Source organism: Pseudomonas sp. ICMP 8385, assembly GCF_002699915.1.
Classification (GTDB): domain Bacteria; phylum Pseudomonadota; class Gammaproteobacteria; order Pseudomonadales; family Pseudomonadaceae; genus Aquipseudomonas; species Aquipseudomonas gessardii.
Genome location: NZ_LKBY01000090.1, coordinates 1 through 26,873 on the forward strand (window position 1 = coordinate 1; position 26,873 = coordinate 26,873).

Annotated in this window: 24 protein-coding genes; 17 read left to right on the top strand and 7 right to left on the bottom strand. The window is 63.3% G+C overall.

Annotated features, from left to right (window positions below; all coding sequences use genetic code 11):
- Together AO268_RS09180 and AO268_RS09185 are read left to right on the top strand one after the other, a co-directional pair.
- A partial coding sequence (locus tag AO268_RS09180; RefSeq protein ID WP_176561354.1) for an RHS repeat-associated core domain-containing protein occupies positions 1-1,293 on the top strand: 1,293 nt, incomplete at its 5' end.
- 3 nt (positions 1,294-1,296) lie between these two features.
- Positions 1,297-1,680 carry a hypothetical protein gene (locus tag AO268_RS09185; protein ID WP_076961439.1) on the top strand — a complete coding sequence of 128 codons (384 nt, stop codon included), beginning with the start codon at positions 1,297-1,299 and terminating at the stop codon, positions 1,678-1,680.
- A gap of 26 nt (positions 1,681-1,706) precedes the next feature.
- Here AO268_RS09185 and AO268_RS09190 read toward each other — a convergent pair whose 3' ends face one another.
- Positions 1,707-2,336, bottom strand: a complete 630-nt coding sequence (locus tag AO268_RS09190) for a LysE family translocator (protein WP_099168490.1) — start codon at positions 2,334-2,336, stop codon at positions 1,707-1,709.
- Between the two features lie 132 nt (positions 2,337-2,468).
- On the opposite strand from AO268_RS09190, the gene AO268_RS09195 reads away from it, so the two are divergent.
- From AO268_RS09195 to AO268_RS09220, 5 genes are all read left to right on the top strand, one after another.
- The gene (locus AO268_RS09195) at positions 2,469-3,863 is read left to right on the top strand and encodes an aminotransferase-like domain-containing protein (RefSeq protein ID WP_099168491.1); all 1,395 of its coding nucleotides are present in this window, start codon (positions 2,469-2,471) and stop codon (positions 3,861-3,863) included.
- A gap of 297 nt (positions 3,864-4,160) precedes the next feature.
- Positions 4,161-5,549, top strand: coding sequence for an amidase (locus tag AO268_RS09205; protein WP_099168493.1), 1,389 nt, complete (start codon positions 4,161-4,163; stop codon positions 5,547-5,549).
- 95 nt (positions 5,550-5,644) lie between these two features.
- The gene (locus AO268_RS09210; RefSeq protein ID WP_257154357.1) at positions 5,645-6,997 is read left to right on the top strand and encodes a citrate-proton symporter; all 1,353 of its coding nucleotides are present in this window, start codon (positions 5,645-5,647) and stop codon (positions 6,995-6,997) included.
- A gap of 92 nt (positions 6,998-7,089) precedes the next feature.
- Positions 7,090-8,436 carry an OprD family outer membrane porin gene (locus tag AO268_RS09215; RefSeq protein WP_099168494.1) on the top strand — a complete coding sequence of 449 codons (1,347 nt, stop codon included), beginning with the start codon at positions 7,090-7,092 and terminating at the stop codon, positions 8,434-8,436.
- A gap of 138 nt (positions 8,437-8,574) precedes the next feature.
- Positions 8,575-9,318, top strand: a complete 744-nt coding sequence (locus AO268_RS09220; protein WP_099168495.1) for an alpha/beta fold hydrolase — start codon at positions 8,575-8,577, stop codon at positions 9,316-9,318.
- On the opposite strand, the gene AO268_RS09225 is transcribed toward AO268_RS09220, so the two are convergent.
- The gene (locus AO268_RS09225) at positions 9,315-10,220 is read right to left on the bottom strand and encodes a LysR family transcriptional regulator (protein ID WP_076961432.1); all 906 of its coding nucleotides are present in this window, start codon (positions 10,218-10,220) and stop codon (positions 9,315-9,317) included. The two genes, AO268_RS09220 and AO268_RS09225, sit on opposite strands and share 4 nt — an antisense overlap.
- Positions 10,221-10,529: 309 nt before the next feature.
- Here AO268_RS09225 and AO268_RS09230 point away from each other — a divergent pair, with 309 nt between their 5' ends.
- The 10 genes from AO268_RS09230 (at position 10,530) to AO268_RS09275 (ending at position 20,808) form a co-directional block, all read left to right on the top strand.
- On the top strand, positions 10,530-11,297 hold the full coding sequence (locus AO268_RS09230; protein ID WP_057441603.1) for a FadR/GntR family transcriptional regulator: 768 nt from the start codon (positions 10,530-10,532) through the stop codon (positions 11,295-11,297).
- Between the two features lie 208 nt (positions 11,298-11,505).
- Positions 11,506-12,708, top strand: coding sequence for an ABC transporter substrate-binding protein (locus AO268_RS09235; protein WP_099168496.1), 1,203 nt, complete (start codon positions 11,506-11,508; stop codon positions 12,706-12,708).
- Positions 12,709-12,776: 68 nt separating this feature from the next.
- Complete coding sequence (locus AO268_RS09240; protein ID WP_099168497.1) at positions 12,777-13,637, top strand: branched-chain amino acid ABC transporter permease; 861 nt, start codon at positions 12,777-12,779, stop codon at positions 13,635-13,637.
- A 1-nt stretch (position 13,638) separates the two neighbouring features.
- On the top strand, positions 13,639-14,649 hold the full coding sequence (locus AO268_RS09245) for a branched-chain amino acid ABC transporter permease (protein ID WP_099168498.1): 1,011 nt from the start codon (positions 13,639-13,641) through the stop codon (positions 14,647-14,649).
- Positions 14,646-15,395 carry an ABC transporter ATP-binding protein gene (locus AO268_RS09250; RefSeq protein WP_099168499.1) on the top strand — a complete coding sequence of 250 codons (750 nt, stop codon included), beginning with the start codon at positions 14,646-14,648 and terminating at the stop codon, positions 15,393-15,395. Before AO268_RS09245 ends, AO268_RS09250 begins: the two co-directional genes overlap by 4 nt.
- Positions 15,395-16,090 carry an ABC transporter ATP-binding protein gene (locus tag AO268_RS09255; protein WP_099168500.1) on the top strand — a complete coding sequence of 232 codons (696 nt, stop codon included), beginning with the start codon at positions 15,395-15,397 and terminating at the stop codon, positions 16,088-16,090. The genes AO268_RS09250 and AO268_RS09255 overlap by 1 nt, the downstream gene beginning before the upstream one ends.
- A 13-nt stretch (positions 16,091-16,103) precedes the next feature.
- Complete coding sequence (locus tag AO268_RS09260) at positions 16,104-17,378, top strand: Zn-dependent hydrolase (protein ID WP_099168501.1); 1,275 nt, start codon at positions 16,104-16,106, stop codon at positions 17,376-17,378.
- Positions 17,375-18,778, top strand: coding sequence for an amidase (locus AO268_RS09265; RefSeq protein WP_099168502.1), 1,404 nt, complete (start codon positions 17,375-17,377; stop codon positions 18,776-18,778). The genes AO268_RS09260 and AO268_RS09265 overlap by 4 nt, the downstream gene beginning before the upstream one ends.
- Before the next feature lie 111 nt (positions 18,779-18,889).
- Positions 18,890-19,753 (top strand): LysR family transcriptional regulator, encoded by an 864-nt coding sequence (locus tag AO268_RS09270; protein WP_076961423.1) that lies wholly within the window; start codon positions 18,890-18,892, stop codon positions 19,751-19,753.
- A 50-nt stretch (positions 19,754-19,803) separates the two neighbouring features.
- Positions 19,804-20,808: a LacI family DNA-binding transcriptional regulator gene (locus AO268_RS09275; RefSeq protein ID WP_099168503.1), complete on the top strand. Its 1,005-nt coding sequence runs from the start codon at positions 19,804-19,806 to the stop codon at positions 20,806-20,808.
- On the opposite strand, the gene AO268_RS09280 is transcribed toward AO268_RS09275, so the two are convergent.
- The 5 genes from AO268_RS09280 to AO268_RS09300 form a co-directional block, all read right to left on the bottom strand.
- Positions 20,805-21,530: an SDR family oxidoreductase gene (locus AO268_RS09280; RefSeq protein ID WP_099168504.1), complete on the bottom strand. Its 726-nt coding sequence runs from the start codon at positions 21,528-21,530 to the stop codon at positions 20,805-20,807. The genes AO268_RS09275 and AO268_RS09280 overlap by 4 nt on opposite strands.
- A 137-nt stretch (positions 21,531-21,667) precedes the next feature.
- The gene (locus AO268_RS09285) at positions 21,668-23,200 is read right to left on the bottom strand and encodes an FGGY-family carbohydrate kinase (protein ID WP_099168505.1); all 1,533 of its coding nucleotides are present in this window, start codon (positions 23,198-23,200) and stop codon (positions 21,668-21,670) included.
- Positions 23,201-23,202: 2 nt separating this feature from the next.
- Entirely contained in the window at positions 23,203-24,282 is a 1,080-nt protein-coding gene (locus tag AO268_RS09290) for an alcohol dehydrogenase catalytic domain-containing protein (protein WP_076961419.1), read from the bottom strand.
- 72 nt (positions 24,283-24,354) lie between these two features.
- Complete coding sequence (locus AO268_RS09295) at positions 24,355-25,347, bottom strand: ABC transporter permease (RefSeq protein ID WP_099168506.1); 993 nt, start codon at positions 25,345-25,347, stop codon at positions 24,355-24,357.
- Positions 25,313-26,821: a sugar ABC transporter ATP-binding protein gene (locus AO268_RS09300; protein ID WP_099168507.1), complete on the bottom strand. Its 1,509-nt coding sequence runs from the start codon at positions 26,819-26,821 to the stop codon at positions 25,313-25,315. The genes AO268_RS09295 and AO268_RS09300 overlap by 35 nt, the downstream gene beginning before the upstream one ends.
- Positions 26,822-26,873: the final 52 nt, after the last annotated feature.

Genomic DNA, 26,873 nt, shown 5'->3' on the forward strand with positions numbered 1-26,873 from the left:
CACGACTACCACTACGACCCCCTCGACCGCCTGACCCGCGCCGACCACTCCCAGGCCCCCACCGAACGTTTCGCCCACGACCCGGCGGGCAACCTGCTGATGCAAGACCGCCCAGGCCCCGGCATCGTCGTCGGCAACCGCCTATTACTGCAAGGCGACCGGCATTACGACTACGACGCTTTCGGAAACCTCATACGCGAACGCCGTGGCCGCGCACAGCAGTGGGTTACCGAATACCGCTACGACTGCCAGCACCGCCTGACCGGCGTCACCCAGCCGGACGGCAGCCAGGCCAGCTATCGCTATGACCCGTTTGGGCGGCGTATCAGCAAAACCGTGGCGGGCAAAACGACTGAGTTTTTCTGGCAAGGCGACAAGATCATCGCCGAGCACACGGCGGGGCAGCATCGCAGTTATCTCTACGAGCCTGACAGCTTCAGGCCGTTGGCTTTGTTGGAAGGGTTTGGTCCGGCCAATACCCAGGCCTTCCACTACCAACTGGACCATCTGGGTACGCCGCAGGAACTGACCAACGCGCAAGGCAAAATCGTCTGGTCCGCCCACTACCTCGCCTACGGCCAGATCGCCCGGTTGGATGTGGGCACCGTCGATAACCCGCTGCGTTTTCAGGGGCAGTACTTCGACCGGGAAAGCGGGCTGCATTACAACCGGCATCGCTACTACAATCCAGATAATGGCCGCTATTTGACCCCCGACCCGGTGAAGTTGGCGGGTGGGTTGAACGGGTATTTGTATGTGCCCAACCCTACGGGATGGGTGGATCCGTTGGGGTTGAACTCATGCCCGGGCAAAGAAAAATGTGAGCCCGTAACTGAAGGCCAAAACCCGTCCACCAACACAGAAACCAACGAGGGCGCGCCCTCCGCTCCGACCCCCGCAACGAAAAAACAATATCTTTACAGGGGCGACTCCAGACATCCAAATGAAATTTTTAAACATGGATTCAAGAGTAGAGGAAAAAGCACGGACCTGCTCTTGCATTCAAGAGACAATACGAATCCACCAAGCAACTTTGTACCCACCTCAACCTCAAGGGACGTAGGTATGACATTTGCAACAAGTTTCGGATTAGAAGATGGCTTTTTGTACACCTTAAAAAAGATACCCGGTCGAGACGTCAACAAAGAATTAGGAATACTATCCGACTACAAAATAGAAAAAGAAATAGCCATCCCCGACCGTATTGATCGAAAAGACATATTAGGTGCAACCCCAGTAAACGAAGATGGTACAAGCGCAAACTACAGCTTAATAAACCCTTATAGAAAGTAACTCATGAAAAAAATAGAAATAAGCATACTCAACAAAGGCAATATTGAAAAAGCAACAGTTGAATATGATCGAAACACCGGTGCACTTTTTATAACCTTTTCCGACCAAACAAAAAAAACATACTCCGGATTGGATGTTTTCCGTTCATTTGGTTTACTACGAAAGGAATTTAGCGACATAAAGTTCCTGTGCAAAGGCTCAAAAATCAATGTTTTCCCTTCTGCGATGTCATCATCAATGTCGGGTGGACTGGTGGCCTATGAAATGAAGCTAGGTGAGCCTGACCCCGAAATGGTGCGCATATTCGATTACGAAGAACATGATCTGACGAGTGATATCGAGGAACAAGTTGAATTTCGCGAGCGTTGGGGAGACTCGCTAAGATAAAAAGGACGAAGCTATTTGATCGCAAGTCATGAGCCACGAGCCAACAACATCGCCACCATCAACAACAACACCGCCGTGACCTTCTGCAAAAGCACCCGTTTGCGCGGCGACTCAAGCACATGCTTGATGCGCTGGCCGAAGTAGCAATACAGGCAGCCGCTGGCGAACTGCAGGATCAGGAATGTCAGGCCGAGGATGGCGATATCACCGGCGGCGCTGGCCTGCCCGACGGCGGCAAACTGCGGGAATACCGCACTGAACAGGATGATTGCCTTGGGGTTGGACAAACCGGTGAGCAAGCCCTTGCCGAACAGATCACGGGGCGTTTCCGGCCTTGGCCCGGCGGTGTTGATCTGCACGCCACTGCTGGTCCATTGCTTGTAGGCCAGGTAGAGAATATAGGCCACGCCCACCAGTTGGATGCCCTGGGTAACCAGCGGGTAGCCCTTGATCAACTCGGAAAAGCCCACGGCAAAGATCAGGATCGAAATCAGGTACGACACGCTGGCACCGAACTGGGCCGGCAAGGAATGGCGCAAGCCATCCTTCAGCCCCAGGCTCAGCAGCAGTAAGGTCATAGGGCCTGGGCTGAAGGCCAGGGTGGCGCACAGCACCAGGAAATACAGGAAGGACGACAGCGTAAGGGCAGTGACCATGGTGGGTAATTTCACGACGGGGAGGAATGTTGCGCAGTCTAGGGCGCAGATCCGGTGCCGGGCAGGTAAACTCGGCGGTTATTTACGCAGGCTTTACCGGCAAAGTGACCGGCAAACTTTCAGGACATCACAATGCCCCTTCCGCAGATCCACTTCCATGACCACGCCCCCAAGGTCCAGCAGATCGTCGAGGCCTTCGCCCATGCTATCGAGCAAGGCGAACTGGCCGCCGGCAGCAAACTGCCGTCGGTGCGTGAGCTGGGAGCGCAGTTGGGTGTCGGAAAATTTACGGTCAATGAAGCCCTGGACCGCCTGCGTGGCCAACATCTGCTGACCTCGCGCCAGGGCCGTGGGCACTTTGTCGCCCAGCGCCAGACGCAGCCGTCGTCCAGCAACTGGGTGGACCTGCTGCCCCAGGATTTGCTCAGCGTGCTGCGCCGCCCCATGCTGACCGGCCAGGGCGAGCTGCGCCCCGGTGGCGGCCACCTACCCGAAGACTGGCTCGATTCCGAGGCCTTGCGCCAGGCCCTGCGCAGTGTGGTGCGGGCCCCTTCCCTGCGCGTGGCCGGCATGGGCACGCCGGCGGGTTTTCTGCCGCTGCGCCAGGCCCTGCAACAAAAACTGCAGGGCGATGGCCTGGCGGTGCCGGTGGAACAGATCATCACCACACCCAGCACCCTGCAAGGCCTGGATATGTTGATGCGCCTGCTGGCGCGCCCCGGCGACACGGTGCTGCTGGATGCACCGTGCTATTTCAACTTCCACGCCAACCTGGCGTTGCATGGGGTCAAGGTGGTGACACTGCCGCGCGGCCCGGAGGGGTTCGACCTGGCGGCCCTGGAGCAGTTGCTCGCCGAAGAACGGCCCAGCCTGTATGTGACCACCAGCATCCTGCACAACCCCACCGGCCATTCCTTCAGCGCGGCCCAGGCCTTTGGGCTGCTGCAACTGATGCGCCAGTATCACTGCCATATCATCGAGGACGACCTCTACGGCGACCTGCACCCCAACCCGCCGCCCCGCCTGGCGGCACTGGCCGGGTTGGAGCAGGTGACCTACCTGGCGGGTTTCTCGAAAACCCTCAGCGCCAATACCCGGGTCAGCTATGTGGTGGCCGCGCCGCAACTGGCGGCCAACCTGACCAATATGAAGTTGATGAGCGGCGGCGTGACCTCGGAGCTGTTCGAGCAACTGGTCTACCGCCTGCTCAGTGAAGGCAGCTATGCCCGGCACCGCAAGCGCATGGTGCAGCGCCTGTTGGAAGCGGGCACCCGGGTGGAGCAATGGCTGCGCCGCTGTGGCTGTGAACTGCCTATGGGCTATGAGGCGGGGATGTTTATCTGGGCGCGCCTGCCGGCCGGGGTCAATGGGGAACAACTGGCCGAGGCGGGACTCAAGCGCGGCATGGTGTTGGCGCCGGGGGCGTTGTTTGGGTATGAGCCGGGCGTGGGGGATTTTATGCGGTTCAATGTGGCGCATTGTGATGACCCACGGGTCCGGCAAGCCATCGAGCAATTGTTGCGCTGATCCCCTGTGGGAGCTTGCTCGCGAAAGCAGTGGGTCAGTCAACATCAATGTTTTCTGGGCCGACGTCTTCGCGAGCAAGCCCGCTCCCACATTTGATCTTCGCTGCTTTGAGCATTGCGTTCGCTTAACTGATCGGCATTAGGGCAAGCCCACTCCCACATGGGCTCGGTCGAGTGCACACAAAAACGCAACACTGTACCGCTTCAAATGTGATGGTCGCTGCTGCCCAGGGTTTATATAGTCCAGACCAACAGCCACCCGCCATGAGCCCCAGGGCCCATCACCAGGAAGCGCTCAATGACCGACCTTCACGACCTCACGGCCGCGCAATTGCTGGCAAGCTTCGCCAGCCGCCAGCTCTCCCCCATCGACTACTACGACCACCTGCTCGGCCATATCGACCGCTGGGAGCCGCAGATCCGTGCCCTGTATGCCTTCGATCCCGAGCAGGTGCGCCGGCAAGCCCAGGCCTCCACCGAGCGTTGGAACAAAGGCCAGCCCAATGGCGTGCTCGATGGCGTGCCCGTGACCATCAAGGAACTGGTGGCCACCGAGGGCACGCCGATTCCCCTCGGCAGCGCCGCCACCCGCCTGACCCCGGCCCTCAGGGACGCCCCGCCCGCCGCGCGGATGCGGGAAGCCGGGGCTATTGTCCTGGCCAAGACCACTGTCCCGGATTTCGGCATGCTCTCCTCCGGCCTGTCGAGCTTCCATGGCATCACCCGCAACCCATGGAATACCGCCAACAACACCGGCGGTTCCAGCTCGGGCGCCGCCGCTGCGGCCGCCGCCGGTTACGGGCCGCTGCATATCGGCACCGATATCGGCGGCTCGGTGCGCCTGCCCGCCGCCTGGTGCGGCCTGGTGGGGTTCAAGCCGACACTGGGGCGTATCCCGATTGACCCGTACTACACCGGCCGCACCGCCGGGCCCATGACCCGCACGGTAGACGACTGCGTGCTGATGATGCAGCACCTGGCCCGCCCCGACGCCCGCGACGCCACCAGCCTGCCGCCGCTGACCGGCGAGTGGAGCAACCAGCCGCTGTCGGTCAAGGGCCTGCGCGTCGGCCTGATGCTGGAGCCCGGTGCCGGCCTGCAACCGGAAGGTTTCGTGTGCGCCGCGGTGGAGCATGCCGCGCGCCTGTTCGAGGCCCATGGCGCCAAGGTCACGCTGATCCCGCCGATCATGGACCGCGCCCAGCTCGACGGCCTCGACCAGTTCTGGCGCGCCCGGCAATGGGGCGACTTGTCGGCCTTGAGCAGCGAGCAGTTCGATAAGGTCTTGCCGTACATCCGCGACTGGGCCGCACCCGGTGCCGATATCAGTGGCGTGCAGGCCGTGCAGGGCTTCAACCAGACCTTCGAGATGCGCCGCCGCACCGCCCAGGCCTTCAACGACCTGGACCTGATCCTGTCGCCCACCAACCAGGTCAACGCCTTCCCCGCCGAATGGCCGTCGCCAAGCAATGACGCGCAACTGCCGTTTGAGCACATCGTGTTCACCGTGCCCTGGAATATGGGCGAGCAACCGGCGCTGTCGATCAACTGTGGTTTTGCCGCCGATGGCATGCCCATCGGCCTGCAGATGATCGCCCCCCGCTTTGCCGATATCTGGCTGCTGCAAATCGCAAAAACCTATGAGAGCTGGCGTGGCGCAATCCACCAATGGCCGAACCCGAACTGACCTTGACGCTGTAACCGAACTGCCCACCCACACGCCCGCTCCCTGGCCACAAGGCCGGGGCCTGGACGACCTATAACTAAAACCGAGGGGCTGGTATGCACACTGAACAATTGACTCGCGAGGGTCCCGAGCACACACACCAAACGCCGGCGCCGGATGCCGGGCGCAAGAGCATCTTCGCCGTAGTGCTGGGCAATGCCGTGGAGTTTTTCGACTTTGGGGTCTACGCGACCTTCGCGGTAATTATCGGCCACACGTTTTTCCCGTCTGACAGCGCCTTCGTCAGCTTGATGCTCTCGGTCACGGCCTTTGGCATCGGCTTTATCGTGCGGCCCCTGGGTGCGGTGCTGATTGGCGCCTACGCCGACCGCGTCGGGCGCAAGCCGGCGATGTTGCTGACCCTGGTGATGATGGCGGTGGGCACCGGCAGTATTGCGATATTACCCGGCTACGAGACCATCGGGATCGCCGCGCCGATCCTGCTGGTGGTCACCCGCATGATCCAGGGCCTGGCCTGGGGCGGTGAAGCCGGCCCCGCCACCACCTATATCCTGGAAGCCGCGCCGCCGCACAAACGCGGCACCTATGCCTGCTGGCAAGTGGTGGCCCAGGGCGTCGCCGCCATGGCCGCCGGGCTGGTGGGTTATACCCTGACCCAAGTGATGTCCCCCGAAGACCTCAACAGCTGGGGCTGGCGCGTGCCGTTCGTGTTTGGCCTGCTGGTGTTGCCGATTGGGATCTATATCCGCCGCAACCTGGCCGAGACCTTCCACGGCCAGGGCGAAACCACCAGCACCGGCGATCTGGTGCGCGAAGTCTGCGGCAAGCATCGGCGCGCCCTGGTCCTGGGCCTGCTGATCCTCTCGGGCAGCACCATCACCCAGTACTTCCTCAACTACATGACCACCTTTGCCCTGACAGAGCTGAAGTTGCCCACCAGTATTTCCATGCTCTCGACCCTGGTGGCCGGCGCGGCCATGGCAGTGTGCGCGGTGGCCGGCGGCATGTTGTGCGACCGTTTCGGGCGCCGGGTGATCCTGATGACGCCCCGGGTGGTGCTGTTGCTGATCCTGTTCCCGGCTTTGCAATTGATGACCGAGCACCCCAGCCCCGCGACCTTCCTCCTGACCCTGGCGCTGCTCTCGGGCCTGCATGGCATGAGCGGCGCGGCGTTGATCGTGTTGTTGGTGGAGAGCTTCCCAAAATCCGTGCGCTCCACCGGTTTCTCCATCGTCTACGCCTTTGGTGTGGCGGCGTTTGGCGGCACCGCGCAGATCATCATCACCTGGCTGATCGGCACCACAGGCGACCCGATGTCACCGGTGTGGTACCTGCTGATCGCCAACCTGGTGTGCCTCAGCGCCGCCTGGTTCGCCAAGGAAACCCGGCCTGTGCTGCCCGGCACCCCGGCCCGCGAAACCCGGCTCACAGAAGCCCCGGTGCGCTGATTGATTTATCCCTGCTGTGGCAAGGCTGCTTGCCACAGGTACAGTGCCCGGCCTAAGCGGCCGCCTTACTCTTCTTTGTATGGGGATTGACCATGTATCCACGTCTTTTCCTGGCCGCCGCCCTGGCGTCCGGTACCCAGGCTTATGCTCAAGAAAACGCCCAGGCCAGCGCCCCCGGCTTTATCGAAGGCAGCAGCCTGGACCTGAACCTGCGTCACTACTATTCCAACCAGCACACCCAGCGCAGTACCTACCTGAGCATCAAGAAACCCAGCGGTATCGAACGCACCCGCGTGCGCGAGACCTGGGTGCAGACCGCCATGCTCAAGTACAGCTCCGGCTACACCCAGGGCGTGATTGGCGTGGGGGTGGATGTAGGCGTCTTCAGCGCGGTCAACCTGCAGCGCGGGCATGGCAAGGTGGCCAATGGCGGCGACCGCGTGCTGGTGGACAGCGACGGCGACGCGCTCCCGACCTGGAGCCGGCTGGGGGTGGGCGATGTGCGGTTGCGCCTGTCCAACACCGAACTCAAGATCGGGCGCTTGATGACCGACAACCCGATCCTGCGCTACAAGGACAACCGCGCCCTGCCGTCCAGCTTCCAGGGCGTGGGCCTGTACAGCAACGAGCGGGACTGGCTGTCGGTGCAGGGCGGCAGTTTCGACCGGGCGATCCCGCGCACCGGCACTGGCGCCGAACGCCTGACCACCACCTTCGGCAACCGTGCCTACAGCGGCGCGCGCATCAGTTACCTGGGGGCCACGCTCAAGCCGGGCTACGGCCTGGAAGCCAGCCTCTACGGCTCACGCTTCGAGGACATGTGGGACCAGTACTACCTGGGGCTGACCCACCGTATCGGCGACAAAAATACGCTGGCCCTCAAGACCGCCCTGCACTACTACCACACCGAGGACTCCGGCCAGCAGCGCCTGGGCTACATCGACAACGACGCCGCCAGCCTGGCCGTGACCGCCAACCACCAGGCCCACAGCCTGACCCTGGCCTGGCAACAGGTGTTGGGCAACGAGTACTTCGACTATGTGTGGGAATCCACCGGCAACTACATGGCCAACTCGTTGTACTCGGACTACAACGGCCCCAACGAAAAATCCTGGCAACTGCGCTACGACATCGACCTCGCGGCCTATGGCGTGCCCGGCCTGACCGCCAGCCTGTGGCACGCCAAGGGCTGGGGCATCGATGGCACGCACTATGAGGGCGATCGCAACGGCCGCAACACTGGCTACAACGTGCGTGGCCTGGATAACGCCAAGCACAACGAAAACGGCTTGATGCTGGCGTATGTGGTGCAGTCCGGGAAGCTGAAAAACAGCGTACTGCGCACCATCGTCTACAACCACCGCGCCAGTGGCGGGCAGATCGACGGCAGCTACGACGAGTTCAGGATCGTCGGTAACTTTCCCATCAACCTGTTCTGACACCCGCCTGTCGGCACCAGCAAGTGCCGACAGGTAATCTTCAGAATTCTTACACCCTGTATGCGACTGCTCCGGCATTGACTCGCCGCCGACCTTGGTAAAAAACCAGTCCCTATGGACGGTTACCCAGGAACGCGGATGAAACCTTTGAAAGCAGCAGCGCTTTGCATCATCAGTGGGTCGATGATGCTCATGAGTTCACCCGGCCAGGCCACGCCGCCGGGTATCGAATGGCTGGTCGATTGCCCGCGCCTGCCCGGGCGGGCTCTTGACCAGGAGGTGGTGGCGCGCACCCAGTGCGGCATCGTCACCGTGCCCCTGGACCATCAGGCCCCCAGCGCACGCACCCATCATCTGACCATCACCCGGGTCGGGGCCCAGCAGCCCCTGGAACGCCGGGGCGTGATCTTCGTGCGGCCGGCCACGGCACAGGCAGATTTGCGCGGGGTGTTCGCGGTGCATCTGGCGACGGTGTGGAAGTACTACAACAACGAGGCGTACCGCACGCTGACACGCTTCTACGATGTGATTGAGCTAAGCCCGCGCAATGGGCCGGCCAGCGAGCAAGCAGCCTGGGACATGGAGTTCGTGCGCCAGCAACTGGGTGAGCCACGGATCAGCTTCCTGGGCATCGCCCAAGGCAATGCCCTCGGGGCCGGGTACGCCCAATTGTTTACCGACCGCGTCGAGCGCATGGTGCTGATCGAGCCCGATGGCACCACCGCCCAGGCCTCCGCGACACGGCCCGCCACCCTGCGGCTCAAGGGCCCGTATCTACAGAGCACCACCACGGATGCCAGCCAGTGCGTAAACCGCTGGGCCGGCACCTACCTGGCCCATGGCAGGCAGCCGCCAGCGTCGGCCCGTTGCCTGGCCGACTAATCCACCAGAGCGCAACGCTGCATCGCGCTGGCCAGCATCTCCTGGCACTTGAGCACCGCCACCGAGCGCGGTCGGTTGCGGTAGCCGCACAGGTCGATGCGAATCCGCCCCAGGTGCTCATCGGCAATCGGCACCGCCACCAGGCCATCGCCCAGGTCGCGGGCCTCGGCATCCACCTGGGGCAGGATCAACACCGCTGCCCGTTGCCGGGCCAGGCTTTTCTGCACTTCCAGGGAACTGGTGGTAAACACCGGCTGGATCGTCACCCCACGCTTTTTCGCCGCCGCTTCCAGGGCCTGGCGCACGCCGTACGCCGAGTCGGGGATGGCCAGGGGTTGGCCTTCGAGCTCGCGCAGCTCAATGCTGTCGCGCAGGGCAAAGGGGTGTTCGGCGCTGACCAGCACGCGGTGCCACAACTCGCATTGCGCGGTGACCTCCACATCGGCGCGCTCCTGCAGATAGAACGCCAGGCCCAGGTCGGCCTCGCCACTGCACAGCGCATCCAGGGTGGCCGAGGCGCTGGCAATCACAATATTGAACGTGACCTTGGGGTGCGCCCGATAGAACGCCGCGAGCACCGGCGCCAACACCGTGGAAACGATACTTTCTGACACATGGATGCTGATGTTACCCGCCACCTGGCTTTGCCGGCTGGCGATCACATCGCGCACCTGGTCGAGGCCGCGCAGGGTGCTGGTGACCTGTTCGGCCAGGCACTCGCCCTCCACCGTCAGGCGGATACCACGCGGGCCGCGCTCAATCAGGGCGGCGCCAAAGAAGTGTTCCAGGTGTTCGATCTGCCGGCTGACGGCAGTGGGCGTGACGTACAAACGCTCGGCCGCCTTACGCAACGAGGCGCAGCGCGCCACCTCGTGAAAATACCGCAAGGCTCGTAATTGCATGCTCGGGTGCTCCTGCACAAAGACTGGACCCACATAGCACGCAATTACTGCGCCAGGCTCAATGTTGTGAACACGACACCTCAACTGTGGGAGCTGGCTTGCCTGCGATAGCGGTGGGTCAGGCAATATTTTCTCAGTTGATAAACCGCTATCGCAGGCAAGCCAGCTCCCACAGTTGATTTGAGTTGGCCTGCTAGTCCAAAGGTGGTTTACGACCTGTTTCCACTGAAAACGACCCCTGCCGTTGACGCCCCGCCCCAACCCCTATTAAGTGCTATTTATCCGCATTAATACGATAAATTAAAAACCATGCTCAGCCGCCCCCTGCGACGCAAACGCCAGAAGCTTTCCGATGTGATTGTCGAGTCGGTCAAGCGCTCGATCGTCACCGATGCCTTGAAGCCCGGCGACCGCCTGCCCACCGAGCGCGAATTGATGGAGAGCTTCCAATGCTCCAAGGGCTCGGCCCGCGAAGCGCTCAAGGCCCTGGAGGTCGAAGGCCTGGTCAGCACCCGCACTGGCCCAACGGGTGGCGCGTACCTGAACCAGGCCGGCACGGAGCCGGCCAGCCGTGCCTTGCGCAACTACCTGCACTTCCAGCACCTGGATGGCGAACAGGTGTACCAGTTGCGCAAGGTGATCGAGGTGGAACTGGCGGTGTCGGTGCTGGGGCGCCTGAGCGAAGACGACTATCGCGCCCTGCAAGACAACGTGGACTTTTGCAGCGCCCCGGAAGACAGCGAAGCCGGCCAGCGTGAGCAACGCCTGGCGGAACTGGAGTTCCACAACTTGCTGGCCAGGGCCTGCCCCAACCCGCTGCTGAGTTTTATGGCGCAGTTCCTCAACGACCTGCTGCGCGACCTGGTGGTGCTGAAAAAGGCCTACAAGCCCAAGCGCAAGCAATTCGACGCGGCCAACCTGGACTATCACAAGCAACTGCTGAGCGCGTTTCGTGCCAACGATGAAGCGGCCGTGCGCAGCCTGATGCATGAACATATGTGCGACGCCGAACACCATATGACCGCGCTGGAGGGTCAGGTCAGCCCGCATTTTTTGCTGGAGTTCGATCACTCCTGAACACACCACAAATCCCTGTAGGAGCTGGCTTGCCTGCGATAGCGGTCGGTCAGGCAAATTTTCTCAACTGATCAACCGCTATCGCAGGCAAGCCAGCTCCTACAGTTTTGACCGTGTTTGACTTCAATAAAAAAGGCCTGCCCACAGGCCGTGCTCCACCGTATCGCCATTGCCACTCCTGCCAATAACTAAACCAGGGAGTCACCCCATGCAGCGTCGTACGTTGTTGAAAGCCAGCCTCACCGCCGCCGCCGCGCTCAGCCTTCCGCTGAGCGTGCGCGGTGCATTCGCCGCCGAACCGTTTACCTTTTACGGCCTCAAGTCCATGTCTGGCGCGTTTGCCAGTTATGGCAAATTTGCCGACATGGGTTCACGCCTGGCCGTGGCGCAGTACCCCGAGCTCCTCGGGCGCCCACTGAACTACAAGGTGATCGATACCGAAGGCAACGCCGGCAAGGCAGTGCGCAAGGTCCAGGAGGCGATTGGCCAGGACGGCGCGCGGTTCTTCCAGGGCTGCACCCTGTCGTCCTCGGCGCTGGCGGTGGCCAAGGAAGTCGATAAGGTTGGCGGGGTGTTCATGACCCCGGTAGGCGCCGATGAAGTCACCGGCAAGGACTGCAACGGCGCGACCTTCCGCTGGTCGGTGCCCACCTATGGCGCGATCCGCGAAACCCTGGTGCCGCTGATCAAGCTGCTGCCCGAGGCCAAGCGCTGGTACACCATCACCCCCCAATACGTGTTCGGCGAAGCCTTGCTCGAAGGCGCCAAGAACGTGCTGGCCGAAAACGGCCTGGAGCATGTGGGCAACAGCTATCACTCATTGCAGGAACAGGAATTCTCCGGCTACCTGACCAACGCCATCGCCGCCCGCCCCGACGTGCTGGTGTTGCTCAACTTCGGCAGCCAGTCCTCCAACACCCTGCGCCAGGCCGTCAATTTCGGCATCAAGGAGCGCATGAAAGTGCTGCTGGTGTGGTCCGCCGGCCTCGACCAGTTCCAGGAACTGGGCAGCGATGTGCTCGAAGGCGTGTACCTCGGCGCGCAGTACTGGCACCAGGTCGATACCCCGCTCAACCGCGAGCTGGTCAAGCTGACCCAGGCCAAATACGGGATCAACCCCACCTACCCGCTGGCCGCCGACTACATCAGCACCAAGGTCATGCTCGACACCATCAAGGCCACCGGCAGCTTCGACGGCCCGACCGTGGCCAAGGCCATGCAGGGCCTGAGCTACGACGGCCCGACCGGCCAGGAAACGATCCGCGCCGGCGACCACCAGGTGATCAAGGATTACTACCTGCTGGTGGGCAAGGCCACGGGCGACATGGCCGACAAGGATGACCTGGCCAAGGTCCTCAGCGCCGGCCAGTCGTTCCCACCGGTAGAAGCCACGGGCTGCACGCTCGGCTGATCCGCCCACTTTCACCGGTCACACACGACAGGGCCGTTGACCGCGGCTGCCTGTTGGAGGATTCCTGCATGCTCAATCTTTACCTGTTCCAGATTCTCAACGGCCTGGGCCTGGGGATGATCTACTTCCTGATTGCGGTCGGGCTGACGATCATTTTCGGCCTGCTGAACTTCGTCAACTTCGCCCACGGCGCGTTTTTTCTGCTGGGGGCGTACATCTGCTACACCGCCGTCAGCCTCACCGGCAGCTTCTGGCTGGCCCTGCTGATCGCGCCCCTGGTGGTGGCCGCGCTGGCATGGCTGATCGAGCGATTATTGATCCAGCGCATCTACCACCTGCCACACATGTTCCAGATCCTCGTGACCCTGGGCATCGCGCTGATCATCCAGGAAGCCAGCGTGATGATCTGGGGCCCGGTGGGCAAGAGCGTTGCCGTGCCAGAACTGCTGCGCGGGGTGCTGGTGGTCGGCGACTTCGTGTACCCCTACTACCGCCTGTTTTTGATTGTGTTCTCAGGGCTGGTGGGCCTGGGCCTGTGGCTGCTGCTGGAGCGCACGCGCTTTGGCGCCCTGGTGCGGGCCGGCAGTGAAAGCACCGAGACCGTGTCGCTGCTGGGCACCAATATTTTCCGCCTGTTCTCCATGACCTTCGCCCTCGGCGTGGCCCTGGCCGGGGTCGCCGGGGTGCTGTTTGCCCCGTTGCGTGGCGCCCAGCCCTTTGTCGGCCCGGAAATCCTCGGCATCGCCTTTGTGGTGGTGGTGATCGGCGGCATGGGCTCGTTCAGCGGCGCCCTGGTGGGCGGTTTGCTGGTGGGCGTGGTGCAAAGCCTGATGACCACCCTGTGGCCCCAAGGCGCAAGCCTGATGATCTACGGCGCCATGGCCGTGGTGATTCTGGTGCGCCCTTACGGCCTGTTCGGGAGAGCCTGAGATGAGCGAGAAAAATCCCCTGCCGTTTGCCAAGACCCAATCCAAGGCCATGTTGCTGTGGGTGCTGGCGGTGTTGATCGGCCTGCCGTTGATATTGCCCTCGGCGACCCTGGCCACCGAGATCCTGATCTTTGCCCTCGCCGCCCTGGCCTGCAACCTGTTGCTGGGCTACACCGGGCTGCTGTCGTTCGGCCAGGGTATCTTCTTCGGCGCCGGCGCCTATTGCGCCGCCTTGCTGATGATCCACCTGCAACTGGGCCTGTTCAGCGCGCTGCTCGGCGCGGCCCTGGTCGGCGGGTTCCTGGCGTTCCTGGTGGGCGCCCTGGCGATCCGCCGCACCGGTATCTACTTCGTGATGCTGACCTTGGCCTTCAGCCAGATGGCCTACTTCCTGGCCTACACCCTGAGCGGCTGGACCGGCGGCGACAACGGCCTGCTCAGTGTGCCGCGCCCGCAAATCCGTCTCGGTGACACGGTGCTGCTGTCCCTGGCCGACGCCCGGGTGTTCTACGGGTTCGTCGCGGTGCTGTTCCTGCTGATCTTTATCGGCGCACGCCGGGTCATCGCCTCGCCATTCGGCAGCACGCTGATGGCGATCCGCGAAAACGAAACCCGCGCCTCGGCCATCGGCTACGACACGCGCCACTTCAAGATCCTGGTGTTTGTGCTGTCTGGCGCGGTTACCGGGATTGCCGGGGCGCTGTACGCCATGCTCCTGCACTTTGTGCCGCTGTCCAATATCGACCTGGTGATGTCGGAGAACATCCTGATCATGACCATTGTCGGCGGCACCGGCTCGCTGTTCGGCTCGTTGCTGGGGGCCGGTGCCATTGTGTTGCTGGGGGACTTTCTCTCCGACCTGTGGCCGCGCTGGCTGATGCTGCTGGGGGTGATCCTGATCCTGGTGGTGATCTTTATGCGCGGCGGCTTGTGGGGCGGCCTGTCGTCGGTGTTTGAACGTGTGCGGGGTAGCCGCAAGGCCGCCGTCGCGACCAAGGAGGAGCTGCTATGAGCATCCTGCTGGAAACCAAAGACCTGGAACTGGCCTACGGCGCCTTCCATGCTGTCAACGGCGTCAACCTCAAGGTCGAAGCCGGCACCATCCACACCATTATCGGCCCCAACGGCGCCGGCAAGACCAGCCTGTTTCACTGCCTGACCGGCGAGCGCCAGGCCACCGCAGGTGCAATCCACTTCGACGGCCAGAACCTGATGCGCAAACCGGCCCACGGCCGTGTCGGCCTGGGCATGGCCCGTTCGTTCCAGCTCACCAGCCTGTTCCAGAACCTCAGCGTGCGCGAAAACCTGCGCCTGGCCGCCCAGGGCCGCGACGGCGCACGTGCCCTGAACTTCTGGCGCCGTGTGGACAGCAAACGTGAACACCTGGAGATGGCCGACCAGGTCCTGGAACGCCTGCAACTCACCGCCCGCGCCGAGACCCTGGCCGGCGAATTGTCCCACGGCCAGCAACGGGTGCTGGAGGTGGGCATGTCGATCTGCTCCAGGCCCAAGCTGTTGATGCTCGACGAGCCCACCTCGGGCATGGGCATCGACGATATTCCGATCATGACCCAATTGATCAGCGACCTGGGCCGCGACCATACGGTGCTGCTGATCGAGCACAACATGAGCATCGTCATGTCCATCAGCCAGCGCATCACCGTGATGAGCCACGGGCAGATCCTGGTCGAAGGCACACCGGAATTCGTGCGCGCCGACGAGCGCGTGCGCACTGCTTACCTGGGAGAGGCCGCCTGATGCTGATCGTCGACAATATCCATTCCTACTACGATAAGAGCCACGTCCTCGAGGGCGTGTCCCTGACCGTCAACCCCGGCGAACTGGTGACCCTGCTGGGACGTAATGGCGCGGGCAAGACCACCACCCTGCGCAGCATTCTGGGGATTATCTGCCCGCGCCAGGGGCAGATTCACTTCAACGGCCAACCACTGGTGGGGCAGAAGATTTTTGAAATAGCGCGCCAGGGGTTGGCCCTGGTGCCGGAGAACCGCGGGATTTTCCGCCTGCTCACGGTGGAAGAAAACCTGCGCATCGCCGTACGCAAGACCAGCCGCTGGCAGCTAGAGGACGTGTACGCGATGTTCCCGCGCCTCAAGGAGCGGCGCAAAAACGCCGGGCATGCGCTGTCCGGTGGCGAGCAGCAGATGCTCGCCATCGCCCGTGCCCTGCTCAACGATCCCAAGCTGCTGATCCTCGACGAACCCACCGAGGGCCTGGCCCCGGTGATCGTCGACGAGTTGGTGAAGATCCTGCGCAAGATCAAGGACGACGGCCTGCCAGTGCTGCTGGTGGAACAGAACCTGCTGGTCTGCGACAAGCTTGCCGACCGCCACTACGTGCTCGAACAGGGCCGCGTGGTCTACGAAGGCAGCGCCGAGGCCTTTCGCGCCGACCCGACGATCAAGAACCGCTACCTGGCCCTGAGTGCCTGACCGGAGACTGCTGATGAATAGTTTTGCGCAACCGCTGCCGAGCAACGCCCCGCTGGTCAACCGCGACCGCCTGTGGCAATCCTTGATGGACCTGGCCCAGCTCGGCGCCACAGCCAAGGGCGGCGTGTGCCGCCTGGCCCTGACCGACCTCGACCGCCAGGCCCGCGACCTGTTTGTGCAGTGGTGCACGGCGGCCGGGTGCAGGGTCAGTGTGGATGCCATCGGCAATATCTTCGCGCGCCGCGCCGGACTTAACCCGGACCTGCCACCGGTGATGACCGGCAGCCATATCGACACCCAGCCCACCGGCGGCAAGTTCGATGGCTGCTATGGGGTGATGGCCGGCCTGGAAGTGATCCGCACCTTGAATGACTTGGGGGTGGAAACCCAGGCGCCGATTGAAGTGGTGGTGTGGACCAACGAGGAAGGCTCGCGCTTCCCGCCGTGCATGATGGGCTCCGGGGTATTTGCCGGTAAGTTCGACCTGCAGGAGACCCTCGACAAGCAGGACGAGCAAGGCCTGTCAGTGGGCGCCGAGCTGCAGCGCATTGGCTACGCCGGCCCGCGCGCGGTACTCGGGCACCCGGTGGGGGCCTATTTCGAGGCACATATTGAACAGGGCCCGGTGCTGGAAGACCAGGCCATCACCCTTGGCGTGGTCATGGGCTGCCTGGGCCAGAAGTGGTTCGACCTGACCTTCACCGGCGTCGAGGCCCACGCCGGCCCCACGCCCATGCGCCTGCGCAAGGACGCCCTGGTGGGCGCCGCGCAGGTGGTCAGCGCGGTCAACCGGATTGCCCATGAGCAACAACCCCATGCCTGCGGAACCGTGGGCTGCCTGAGCCTGCACCCGGGCTCGCGCAACGTGATTCCCGGCCAGGTGCAGATGACCATCGACCTGCGCCATCTGCATGCCGACAAGCTGCAAGCGATGGTCGATGAAGTGCGTGAGGTGATCGAGGCCACGGCCAAGCAACATGGCCTGAGCTATGAACTGACGCCCACCGCCGACTTCCCGCCACTGGACTTTCATCCCTCTTGCGTCAACGCCGTGCGCGATGCGGCCAGTGTGCTGGGCTTGAGCCATATGGATATCGTCAGCGGCGCCGGGCACGATGCGATTTTTGTCGCCGAACGGGGCCCGGCCGGGATGATTTTTGTGCCGTGCGAAGGCGGCATCAGCCACAACGAAATCGAAAACGCCGCGCCGGATGACCTGGCCGCCGGCTGCGCGGTGTTGCTGCGGGCCATGGTCAATGCCGCGCAACAGGGAGGTGAAGCAGCATGACGGAGATCGCCCACCTGACGGCCGTGGAACTGCTGGCGCGCTACCGGGATAAAAGCCTGTCGCCGCTGGAAGTGACCGAAGACACTCTGCTGCGCATCGAGCGCTACAACCCGCTGGTCAACGCCTACTGCCATGTCGACCCCGAGGGCGCCTTGAACGCCGCCCGGGCTTCGGAACAACGCTGGTTCAAGGGCCAACCTTGCGGCGCATTGGACGGGGTGCCGGCGTCAATCAAGGATTTGACCCTGACGGCCGGCATGCCCACGCGCAAGGGCTCACGCACCTCATCCGCCGCCGGGCCGTGGGACCTCGATGCGCCGTTTTCGGCGTTTATGCGTAAGGCCGGTGCGGTGTTGCTGGGCAAGACCACCACCCCGGAATTCGGCTGGAAAGGCGTGACCGACAACCCGCTGTACGGCATCACCCGCAACCCCTGGGACACGCGTACCACGGCGGGCGGCTCGTCGGGCGGCGCGGGCGCGGCGGCGGCGCTGAACCTTGGCGTGTTGCACCAGGGCAGCGATGCTGGCGGCTCGATCCGCATTCCTTGCGCCTTTACCGGCACCTTCGGCATCAAGCCGACCTTTGGCTACGTGCCGCAATGGCCGGCCAGCTCCATGACCATCCTCTCACACCTGGGGCCGATGACCCGCACCGTGGAAGATGCGGTGCTGATGCTGCAAACCGTGGCCCACCCGGACGCCCGCGACGGCCTGATCGGCGCGCCACGCAACACGCCGTGGCTCACCCCGGGCAGCGACCTGAAGGGCCTGCGCATCGCCTACAGCCCGGACTTTGGCTACGTGAACGTCGATCCGCAGGTGGCCAAGGTGGTCGCACAGGCAGTCGCGGGCCTGGTGCAACTGGGGGCGCAGGTGGAACAGATCGACCCGGGCTTCAGCGACCCGCTGGAGATATTCAGTACCCTGTGGTGTGCTGGCGCGGCGCGCCTGACCGGGCAACTGACCGGCGCCCAGTGCGACCTGCTCGACCCCGGCCTGCTGCGCATTGCGCAACAGGGCGAACGCCTCAGCCTGGACGACTTCAACGCGGCCCTGGAAGCACGGGCGGCACTGGTGGCGCGCATGGCGGCGTTCCATGAGCACTACGACCTCCTGGTCTCGCCGATGCTGCCGATCACCGCCTTTGACGCGGGGCACAACGTGCCACCGGGCTCGGGACTGGGCGAGTGGATGGAGTGGACGCCGTTCAGCTATCCGTTCAACCTCACCCAACAACCGGCGGCCTCCGTGCCGTGCGGGCTGGCAGCCAATGGCTTGCCGGTGGGGTTGCATGTGGTGGGCGCGCGGTTTGCCGATGAGCAGGTGTTAAGGGTGTGCCAGGCGTATGCCCGGGCGTTTCCGACCCAGCACCTGCAAGCACCGAAAGACCTGGGCTGACACCCAATCCAATGTGGGAGCTGGCTTGCCTGCTCCCACACTCAATCGCATTTCACAGACTGATCTGCGATTGTCACACTACAATGTCCCTCCACCCCTTTCGGAGCCGACATGGACATCGAACTGGCACGCACTTTCCTGGAAATCACCCGCTGCGGCAGCCTGGCCGCCGCCGCCGAGAAACTGCACGTCACCCAGACCGCCATTACCGCACGTGTGCAAAAGCTCGAAAGCCAGCTCGACAGTACGCTGTTTGTGCGCAACCGCGCCGGGGCGCGCTTGACGGCCGATGGCGAGGCGTTTGTGGTGTATGCCAACCAACTGGTGCAAACCTGGGAAGCGGCGCGCCGCGACCTGCCGTTGCCCGAGGGCTACCGCAATGTGTTGCATATCGGCGGCGAAGTCAGCCTGTGCAACCCGCTGATGCTCGGCTGGGCCAAGGCCCTGCGTGAACACATCCCCAGCCATGCGCTGCGCACCGAAGTGCGTGACGGCGAATACCTGTTGCGCCAGCTGGAGCTGGGCGGGCTGGACGCCGCGCTGGTGTTCCAGCCGCAGTACTGGCCGGGATTGCAGGTGGAGCAGGTACTGGAAGAAAAACTGATCCTGGTGCGCCTGGCCGCCCACCCCGATCCCTATGTGTATATCGACTGGGGCCCGGGCTTTCGCCAGCAACATGATGCGGCCCTGCCGGACAAGGCCCGCGCCGCCGTGAGTTTCAACCTCGGGCCGCTGGCCTTGCAGTACATCCTGGAGAACGGCGGCAGCGGCTATTTCCGCACACGGGTGGTGCAGAGTTATCTCGAAAGCGGGGTGATGGAGCGCGTGCCCAAGGCCCCGGAGTTCAGTTTCCCGACTTACCTGGTGTACTCGCGCGAGCGCGATTCGGCGATCCTGCAACAGGCCCTGGTGCTGCTGCGCGGGGTGGTCAAGGCCCAGAGCGACTGGTCGCAACGCTGGGATCCGGTGCTTTGAACCAGTGCCCATGTTAGCCTCCTGATGTTTTCTCCTGGTCCCACCTGCCAATGAACAAGAAAAAATCCGTCACCATCAGCGACATCGCCAAACGGGTCAATATGACCACCATCACGGTGTCGCGGGCGTTGAGCAAGCCCGACCTGGTCAAGCCCGCCACCCTGGCGCGGATCCTTGAGGTGGCGCGTGAGCTGGACTACGTGCCCAACGCCTTTGCCCGCGGGCTCAAGCGCAGTGAAAGCCTGATCATCGGGGTGATCACCGCATCGGTGGACAACCCGTTCTACAGCGAAATGATCAAGGCGATTTCCCGCGAGGCGAAGAAGCACGGCTACACCATCATGCTGGTGGACACCGACGAGCTGGAGGAACTGGAAAGCAAGGCCGTGGACACCCTGCTCGGTTATCGCGTGGCCGGGATCATCCTGTCGCCGGTCTCCGACGAGCCCGACTACCAGCCCGATTACCTGGAGCGCCTGGGCAACGGCAAGACCCCGGTGGTGCTGCTCGACCGCACGATCCACGACAGCCCGTTCAGCCGCGTGGTGCTGGACAACTACCACAGCGGGATCGAGGCCGCGCAGTACCTGTTGCGCCACAACCCGGCGCTCAAGCGCCTGCTGGTGCTGACCGGGCCTGAGCATTCGCGGATCACCGTGGAACGCCTCAAGGGCCTGCGCGAAGTACTGGCCGAGCATCCCCAAGTGCAGGTCCAAGTGCGCGCCGGCGACTACACCTTAATGCCCTCCTACCTGCACACCCTCGACTACCTGGCCGCCCACGCCGCGCCGGATGCGATCATGGGCTTCAACCAGTTGATCACCCTGGGCGCCCTGCGCGCCTTGCGCATGCACAATATCCCCCACGATAGCCTGACCATCTGCGGCATCGACCGCCTGCCCTTTGCCGATATCTTCGGCGTGCCGATTGCCTGCGTGGCCCACGATGCGTCGCTGGCCGGCAGCAGTGCGGTGCGCCTGTTGCTCGACCGCCTGCAAGACCCGTACAAGCCACGGGACAAGGTAGTGATCGCCGGCAAACTGGAGAACGGCTAGCGGCTGGTATAGCCGCCGTCGATGGGCAGGCTGACCCCGCTGATCATGCTCGCCGCCTCGCTCAACAGGAACAGCACCGGCAATGCCACTTCGTGCGGCTGGGCGAAGCGTCCCAAGGGTATCGCCGCGAGCGCCGGGTCGCGCTTGGCCGGGTCGGACCAGGCCTGTTGCGCCATGGGCGTGAGGGTCACGGTGGGGTTGACGCTATTGACCCGGATCCCGAAACGCCCCCATTCGGCACATTGCACGCGGGTGATCGCATCCAGCGCGGCCTTGGACGCGCAATAGCCGAGGTGATCGTCCAGCGCCACCAGCGAGGCCTGGCTGGAGACGTTGACGATACTGCCGGCGATACCTGCCGCGATCATCGCCGCCGCCACCCGGCTGGCGACTTGCGCGGCGGCGCGGGCGTTGACGTTCATCACCTGGTCGAAAGCGGCGCTACTGATCGCCGCGGCCGGCTCCAGGCGCGAGATCCCGGCGCAATTGACCAGGCCGTGCATGGGCGGCAGGTCCTTGAGGGCCAGGTCCAGGGCGGGGCTGTTGGCGATGTCCAGGCACAGGGTTTCGCAGCCCAATTGTGCGAGTGCGTTGGCGTCACGGCCGATGGCGAAGACCTGGGCGCCGCTGGCGAGCAGTTGCAGGGCGATTTCCCGGCCAATGCCGCTGGTGGCGCCAGTGACGAGGATGCGCTGGTGGGTGAAGTCGAAGGTGGTGGTCATCAATGAATATCCCAAAGCAATAGAGAGCCCATGTGGGAGCTGGCTTGCCGGCGATGGCGGCGTGTGCGCCAACACATTGGTGACCGATACACCGCTATCGCAGGCAAGCCAGCTCCCACATTTTGGTCCGTGTTCACTTAACTCGTTTGCAGGCTGTGCATCACCGGCTTGAGTACCGGATACAGCTTCAGGTAGTCCGCAAACGCCCGGTCATACGCCTGCACATTCTCAGCCCCAGGCTCAGCCCGCAGCTCCAACTGCACCCACCCCTGCGCCATCTGCCCCTCGTCCACCAACCCCACCGTATGCGCCGCCAACAACGCCGCACCCAATGCCGCCTCCACTTCCTGGACGATGGTGTACACCGGGTAGCGGGTGACATCCGCGATGATTTGCATCCATAAATCCGAATGGCTCGCCCCGCCCACCACGATCAACCGTGGGTCCAGGGAATGGGCGCCGCGCATGCCCGCCTCGATATTGTGCCGCAGGGCAAAACTCACGCCTTCAAGCACCGCGCGGTACAGGTGGATGCGGCTGTGATACAGGTTCAGGCCGACAAAGCTGCCGCTGGCCTGGTCATCCCACACCGGGCTGCGCTCGCCCATCAGGTACGGCAAAAACAACAGCCCTTCACTGCCCGCCGGGATCTTGCGCGCGCTCTGCTCCAGCAGCCACAGGCTGTCCTGGCCGGTGTCCTGGGCCTGTTGCTCCTCGGCCTGGCAGAACTGCTCGCGAAACCAGCTGACCGAGGCCCCGGCGGTAATCGCGCCGCCAAAGATGTACAGGTCCCGCTGGCCGTTGTAGACATGGGGCATGCTGACCAGGCCATGGCGGGCATCCACCTGTTGGTTGAGGTAGCCCCAGCACATGCTGGTGCCGATCATCGCCACGTGGTTACCCGGCCGGGTGACGCCGGCCGCCAGGGTCGCCATGGCCGCATCGACGCCACCGGCCAGCACCGGCATGCCCGCCGCCAGGCCCAGGCGTTGCGCCCATTCCGGCAGCAGGCCGCCCACCACTTCGCCCGAATACAGCAAGCGCTCGGGCATCATCGCCAACGGGATATCCAGCGCCGCCAGCATCTCGGCCGACCAGCCGCGCGCGGCCATGTCGTAGACCCCGCCGATATTGCCGGCGCTGCTGTGATCCACCGCCACCTCACCGGTCAGGCAGTAGTTGATATAGCTGTTGGGCGGCAGCAGGTAGCGGGTGTTGGCCCAGACGTCGGGCTGGTGCTGCTTGAGCCAGAGCATCTTGGTGAAGCCGTAGTAGCTGTCCACCGAGTTGCCGGTAATCGCGAACAGGCGCTCCAGGTCAATCTGCCCGCGCACCCAGGCCACCTGCTCGCCGGCGCGCCGGTCCATCCAGATCAGGCACGGATGCAGCGGTTTCATCGCGTCATCCACGGCGATTCCCGAGCCGCCGTACAGGCTGCTGATACACAGCGCCTTGACCTGCTCTTTGGCGACCCCGGCGCGGCCCATGCACCCGGCCACGCAGGCCTGCACCGCGTCCAGCCAGACCTGCGGCCACTGCTCGGCCCAGCGCACTTTTGGCGTGTCCACGCGATAGCCCTGGCTGTGCTGGGCGATGATCCGCCCCTCGCTATCCACCAGCAGCGCCTTGGTGCTCTGGGTGCCAATGTCCACGCCAATCACGTATTTCATACTTATTGCCCCGGCTTGAGCAGCACCTTGATCGACTTCACCGAGTTGGCCAGGTCGAACGCTTCGGCCCAGTTATCCAGGGGGAAGTCATGGGTGACAATGCCCTTGGACGTCACCAGGCCGCGCTCGAACAGGTCGATGGCCACCGGGTAGCAATACGGCCCCAGGTGCGCGCCGCGGACGTCCAGCTCCTTGCGGTCGCCGATGATCGACCAGTCGGCGCTGGTCTCGGCGCCGAACACGCTGAACTCGACAAACCGCCCCAATTTACGGATCAGCTCCAGGCCCTGGGTCACGCCCGCCGGCACGCCGGTGGTCTCGATATACACGTCGCAGCCGTAGTGGTCGGTCAGGCCATTGATGATCGCGCGGGCGTCGTCGCGGGCGGGATTGATCACCACATCGGCGCCGTATTGCTTCGCCAGCGCCAGGCGCTCGTCGACCATGTCGATCACCACCAGTTTTTTCGGGGTTTTCAGTGCGGCCACCTGGACCATGCACAGGCCCAGGGTGCCGGCGCCGGCAATCACCACCACGTCATCGAGTTGCAGGTCGCCACGGTTGACCGTATGGATCGCGCAGGCCATCGGCTCGATCAACGCCGAATCCTCCAGGGACACCGCCTCGGGAATCTTGTGCACGATGGCGGTCTTGGGGATGCGCATGTACTGGGCCATGCCGCCTTCGGCCACTTCGCGCTGGAAGCCGAAGATATTGTGCACCTCGCACATCCAGTACTTGCCGGACTTGCAGAAGCGGCACTTGCCGCAGGGCACGATCTGCTCGGCGATCACCTTGTCGCCGACCTGGACCTCGAAGTGCTCCTCGGCGCCCTCGCCCACTTGCTCCACATAGCCAAAAAACTCATGCCCCGGCACCACCGGCGCCTTGACCCATGGGTTGTCACCGCCCCAGAACATCGCCGCGCCCGAGTGGCATTTGCAGTCACTGGCGCAGATCCCGCAGGCGGCAATGCGGATCACCAGTTCATTGGGCCGCGCCTGGGGTTTGCTGATGCGCTCCAGGCGGTAGTCTTTGGGGCCGTGGCAGACGACGGCTTGCATTTGGCTGTGCTTGTCCATGAGGTACTGACCTTTATTGAAGCTGAAAGAACCCGTCGCGGCCACGGCGGCCGCGGTGCGGTGCTGGTTGTTTTACTTGTGGCGCTGACGGCTGATAAAGATCGCCAGCAAAATAATTGCGCCCTTGATCACGCTCTGCACATAGGGCGAAACCCCGAGCATGTTCAGGCCATTGTTCAACACGCCCAGCAGCATGGCGCCGAGCAAGGTGCCGACAATCACCCCGCGCCCACCGGCAATCGAGGCACCGCCCAGGACCACGGCGGCAATCGCATCCAGCTCAAAACCAATGCCGGCGTTGGGCTGGCCGCTCATCAGGCGCGAGGTCAGCACCAGCCCGGCAATCGCTGCGGTCAGGCCGCTGATGCCATACACCAGCAACTTGAAGCGCGCCGCCCGTACCCCGGACAGACGCACCGCCTCTTCGTTGCCGCCAATGGCGTAGATGTAACGGCCAATGCGCGTGTGTTGCAGCAGCACATAGGCCACCAGGTAGGTGACCAGCATGATCAGGATCGGCACCTGGATCCCCAGCAGGCTGGCGCGACCAAAGAAGCCGAACCACTCCGGCAGCCCGGAAATCGGGTAGCCATCGGTGTACATCAGGCCAAAGCCCCGGGCGATGCCCATGGTCGCCAGGGTGACAATGATCGGCGGCATATGCAGGTACGCCACGAACAGCCCGTTGCCGATGCCAAAGGCCACACCGATCAATAGCCCGGCGCCAATCGCCAGGCCAGGCGGCAGGCCTGCGACCATCAGCCCCGCAGTCAAGGTGCCGGACAAGGCCATCACCGGCCCCACCGACAAGTCGATACCACCGGTGAGGATCACGCAGGTCATGCCCACCGCGATGATCGCGTTGATCGACACCTGGCGGCCGATATTGGACAGGTTGCTGGCGGTGAGGAAGTTATCGCTGGCCACGATCATCACCGCCGTGACCACCAGCAGCCCAATAAACGGATAGAACGCCGGCGAGCGCACCAGCCGTGCCAGGTTCGGCCGTAGCCCCTGGGTGCCTGCGCGGTTAATGGACGTATTCACTTGAGCCCCCTGTGGCATGGCGCATGACCTCTTGTGGGTTGACGGCGGACGCTTCCAGTACCTTGACAATGGCGCCCTTGTGGAACACGGCGACGCGGTCGCACATGCCAATGATTTCCGGCAGTTCGGAAGAAATCATGATGATTGCGTAGCCTTGCTCGGTGAGCTTGCGCATCAGCGCGTAGATCTGTGCCTTGGCGCCGACATCGATGCCCCGGGTCGGCTCATCGAACACCAGCACATCGCAGTGATGGTTGATCCAGCGCGCGATCACCACTTTTTGCTGGTTGCCGCCACTGAGGTTGAACACCCGGCTTTCGCCACTCGGCGCCTTGATCGACAGTTGCTGCATCAACGCTTCGACGCTGGCGCATTCCTTGTTTTTGTCGATCAGGCCGCTGGCGCCCTGGTATTTGTGCAGGTTGTTGAGGGAGATGTTTTCGCGAATGCTGAAATCGGTGATCAGGCCTTCGCTCTTGCGGCTTTCCGGCAACAGGCCGATCCCATGGGCCAGGGCCTGGGCCGGGTCGTCGAGGCTGATTTTGACGCCGCGCAGCCACACCTCCTTGGTCACTGACGCCAGTGCGCCCATCATCCCCAGCGCCAGCTCGGTGCGGCCCGACCCCACCAGCCCGGCAAAGCCGAGGATCTCGCCCTGGTGCAGGTGGAACTGGTTGTGGGGACCATTGCGTTGCAGCTGGATATCCCTGACCTCCAGCAGCAACGGCCCGCGCGCGGTGGTGGGTTTGGGCGGGAAACTGCATTCCAGCTTGCGGCCCACCATCATCTCCACCAGACGGTCGATATCGCTGTCGGCCACGTCGGTGACGCCGGCATTGCCGCCGTCGCGCAACACGCTGATGCGGTCGCACACCTGGAAAATCTCCTCCAGGTGATGGGAGATAAAAATCACCGCCACGCCCTGGCGCTTGAGTTCGCGCATGATCCCAAACAGCAGCTCGGCCTCACTCGGCGTCAGGGTGGCGGTGGGTTCGTCGAGCACCAACAAGCGCGCCTCCAGGGCCAGGGCCTTGGTAATCTCGACAAACTGCTGCTCGGCCACGCTCAGGTGCCGCACCGGGCATTGCAGGTCGATGCTCACCCCCAGGCGCTGGAACAAGGCCTGGGACGCCTCGTGCATATCGCGCTTGCGCAGCAGGCCGAAGCGGTTGTTCAGCTCATGGCCGAGGAAGATATTCTCCACGGCGGTGAGGTCGGGAATCAGGCTGAACTCCTGGAAGACAATGCCGATACCGGCGGCAATCGCATCGCGATACGTCGCAAAGTGCCGGGCCTGCCCATCGATCAGAATGCGCCCTTCATCCTGGTGCTCGACCCCGCCGAGGATTTTCATCAGGGTCGATTTGCCCGCGCCATTTTCCCCGAGCAAGGCATGAATCTCGCCGCGCTCCACTTGCAGGTTGATGGACTTGAGGGCTTGCACCCCGGGGTAGCGCTTACAGATATTTTCCAGTTGCAACAGACTGCTCATACCGCCGACCTCTCGTTCAGAAGGGAGCCCCGGGCCCCACGCGTGACGTGGG

Excerpts from the sequence above, each read along its gene's own strand:
- AO268_RS09185 (WP_076961439.1), top strand. The coding sequence starts at position 1,297 with ATGAAAAAAATAGAAATAAGCATACTCAACAAAGGCAATATTGAAAAA.
- AO268_RS09190 (WP_099168490.1), bottom strand. The coding sequence starts at position 2,336 with ATGGTCACTGCCCTTACGCTGTCGTCCTTCCTGTATTTCCTGGTGCTG.
- AO268_RS09195 (WP_099168491.1), top strand. The coding sequence starts at position 2,469 with ATGCCCCTTCCGCAGATCCACTTCCATGACCACGCCCCCAAGGTCCAG.
- AO268_RS09205 (WP_099168493.1), top strand. The coding sequence starts at position 4,161 with ATGACCGACCTTCACGACCTCACGGCCGCGCAATTGCTGGCAAGCTTC.
- AO268_RS09210 (WP_257154357.1), top strand. The coding sequence starts at position 5,645 with ATGCACACTGAACAATTGACTCGCGAGGGTCCCGAGCACACACACCAA.
- AO268_RS09215 (WP_099168494.1), top strand. The coding sequence starts at position 7,090 with ATGTATCCACGTCTTTTCCTGGCCGCCGCCCTGGCGTCCGGTACCCAG.
- AO268_RS09220 (WP_099168495.1), top strand. The coding sequence starts at position 8,575 with ATGAAACCTTTGAAAGCAGCAGCGCTTTGCATCATCAGTGGGTCGATG.
- AO268_RS09225 (WP_076961432.1), bottom strand. The coding sequence starts at position 10,220 with ATGCAATTACGAGCCTTGCGGTATTTTCACGAGGTGGCGCGCTGCGCC.
- AO268_RS09230 (WP_057441603.1), top strand. The coding sequence starts at position 10,530 with ATGCTCAGCCGCCCCCTGCGACGCAAACGCCAGAAGCTTTCCGATGTG.
- AO268_RS09235 (WP_099168496.1), top strand. The coding sequence starts at position 11,506 with ATGCAGCGTCGTACGTTGTTGAAAGCCAGCCTCACCGCCGCCGCCGCG.
- AO268_RS09240 (WP_099168497.1), top strand. The coding sequence starts at position 12,777 with ATGCTCAATCTTTACCTGTTCCAGATTCTCAACGGCCTGGGCCTGGGG.
- AO268_RS09245 (WP_099168498.1), top strand. The coding sequence starts at position 13,639 with ATGAGCGAGAAAAATCCCCTGCCGTTTGCCAAGACCCAATCCAAGGCC.
- AO268_RS09250 (WP_099168499.1), top strand. The coding sequence starts at position 14,646 with ATGAGCATCCTGCTGGAAACCAAAGACCTGGAACTGGCCTACGGCGCC.
- AO268_RS09255 (WP_099168500.1), top strand. The coding sequence starts at position 15,395 with ATGCTGATCGTCGACAATATCCATTCCTACTACGATAAGAGCCACGTC.
- AO268_RS09260 (WP_099168501.1), top strand. The coding sequence starts at position 16,104 with ATGAATAGTTTTGCGCAACCGCTGCCGAGCAACGCCCCGCTGGTCAAC.
- AO268_RS09265 (WP_099168502.1), top strand. The coding sequence starts at position 17,375 with ATGACGGAGATCGCCCACCTGACGGCCGTGGAACTGCTGGCGCGCTAC.
- AO268_RS09270 (WP_076961423.1), top strand. The coding sequence starts at position 18,890 with ATGGACATCGAACTGGCACGCACTTTCCTGGAAATCACCCGCTGCGGC.
- AO268_RS09275 (WP_099168503.1), top strand. The coding sequence starts at position 19,804 with ATGAACAAGAAAAAATCCGTCACCATCAGCGACATCGCCAAACGGGTC.
- AO268_RS09280 (WP_099168504.1), bottom strand. The coding sequence starts at position 21,530 with ATGACCACCACCTTCGACTTCACCCACCAGCGCATCCTCGTCACTGGC.
- AO268_RS09285 (WP_099168505.1), bottom strand. The coding sequence starts at position 23,200 with ATGAAATACGTGATTGGCGTGGACATTGGCACCCAGAGCACCAAGGCG.
- AO268_RS09290 (WP_076961419.1), bottom strand. The coding sequence starts at position 24,282 with ATGGACAAGCACAGCCAAATGCAAGCCGTCGTCTGCCACGGCCCCAAA.
- AO268_RS09295 (WP_099168506.1), bottom strand. The coding sequence starts at position 25,347 with ATGCCACAGGGGGCTCAAGTGAATACGTCCATTAACCGCGCAGGCACC.
- AO268_RS09300 (WP_099168507.1), bottom strand. The coding sequence starts at position 26,821 with ATGAGCAGTCTGTTGCAACTGGAAAATATCTGTAAGCGCTACCCCGGG.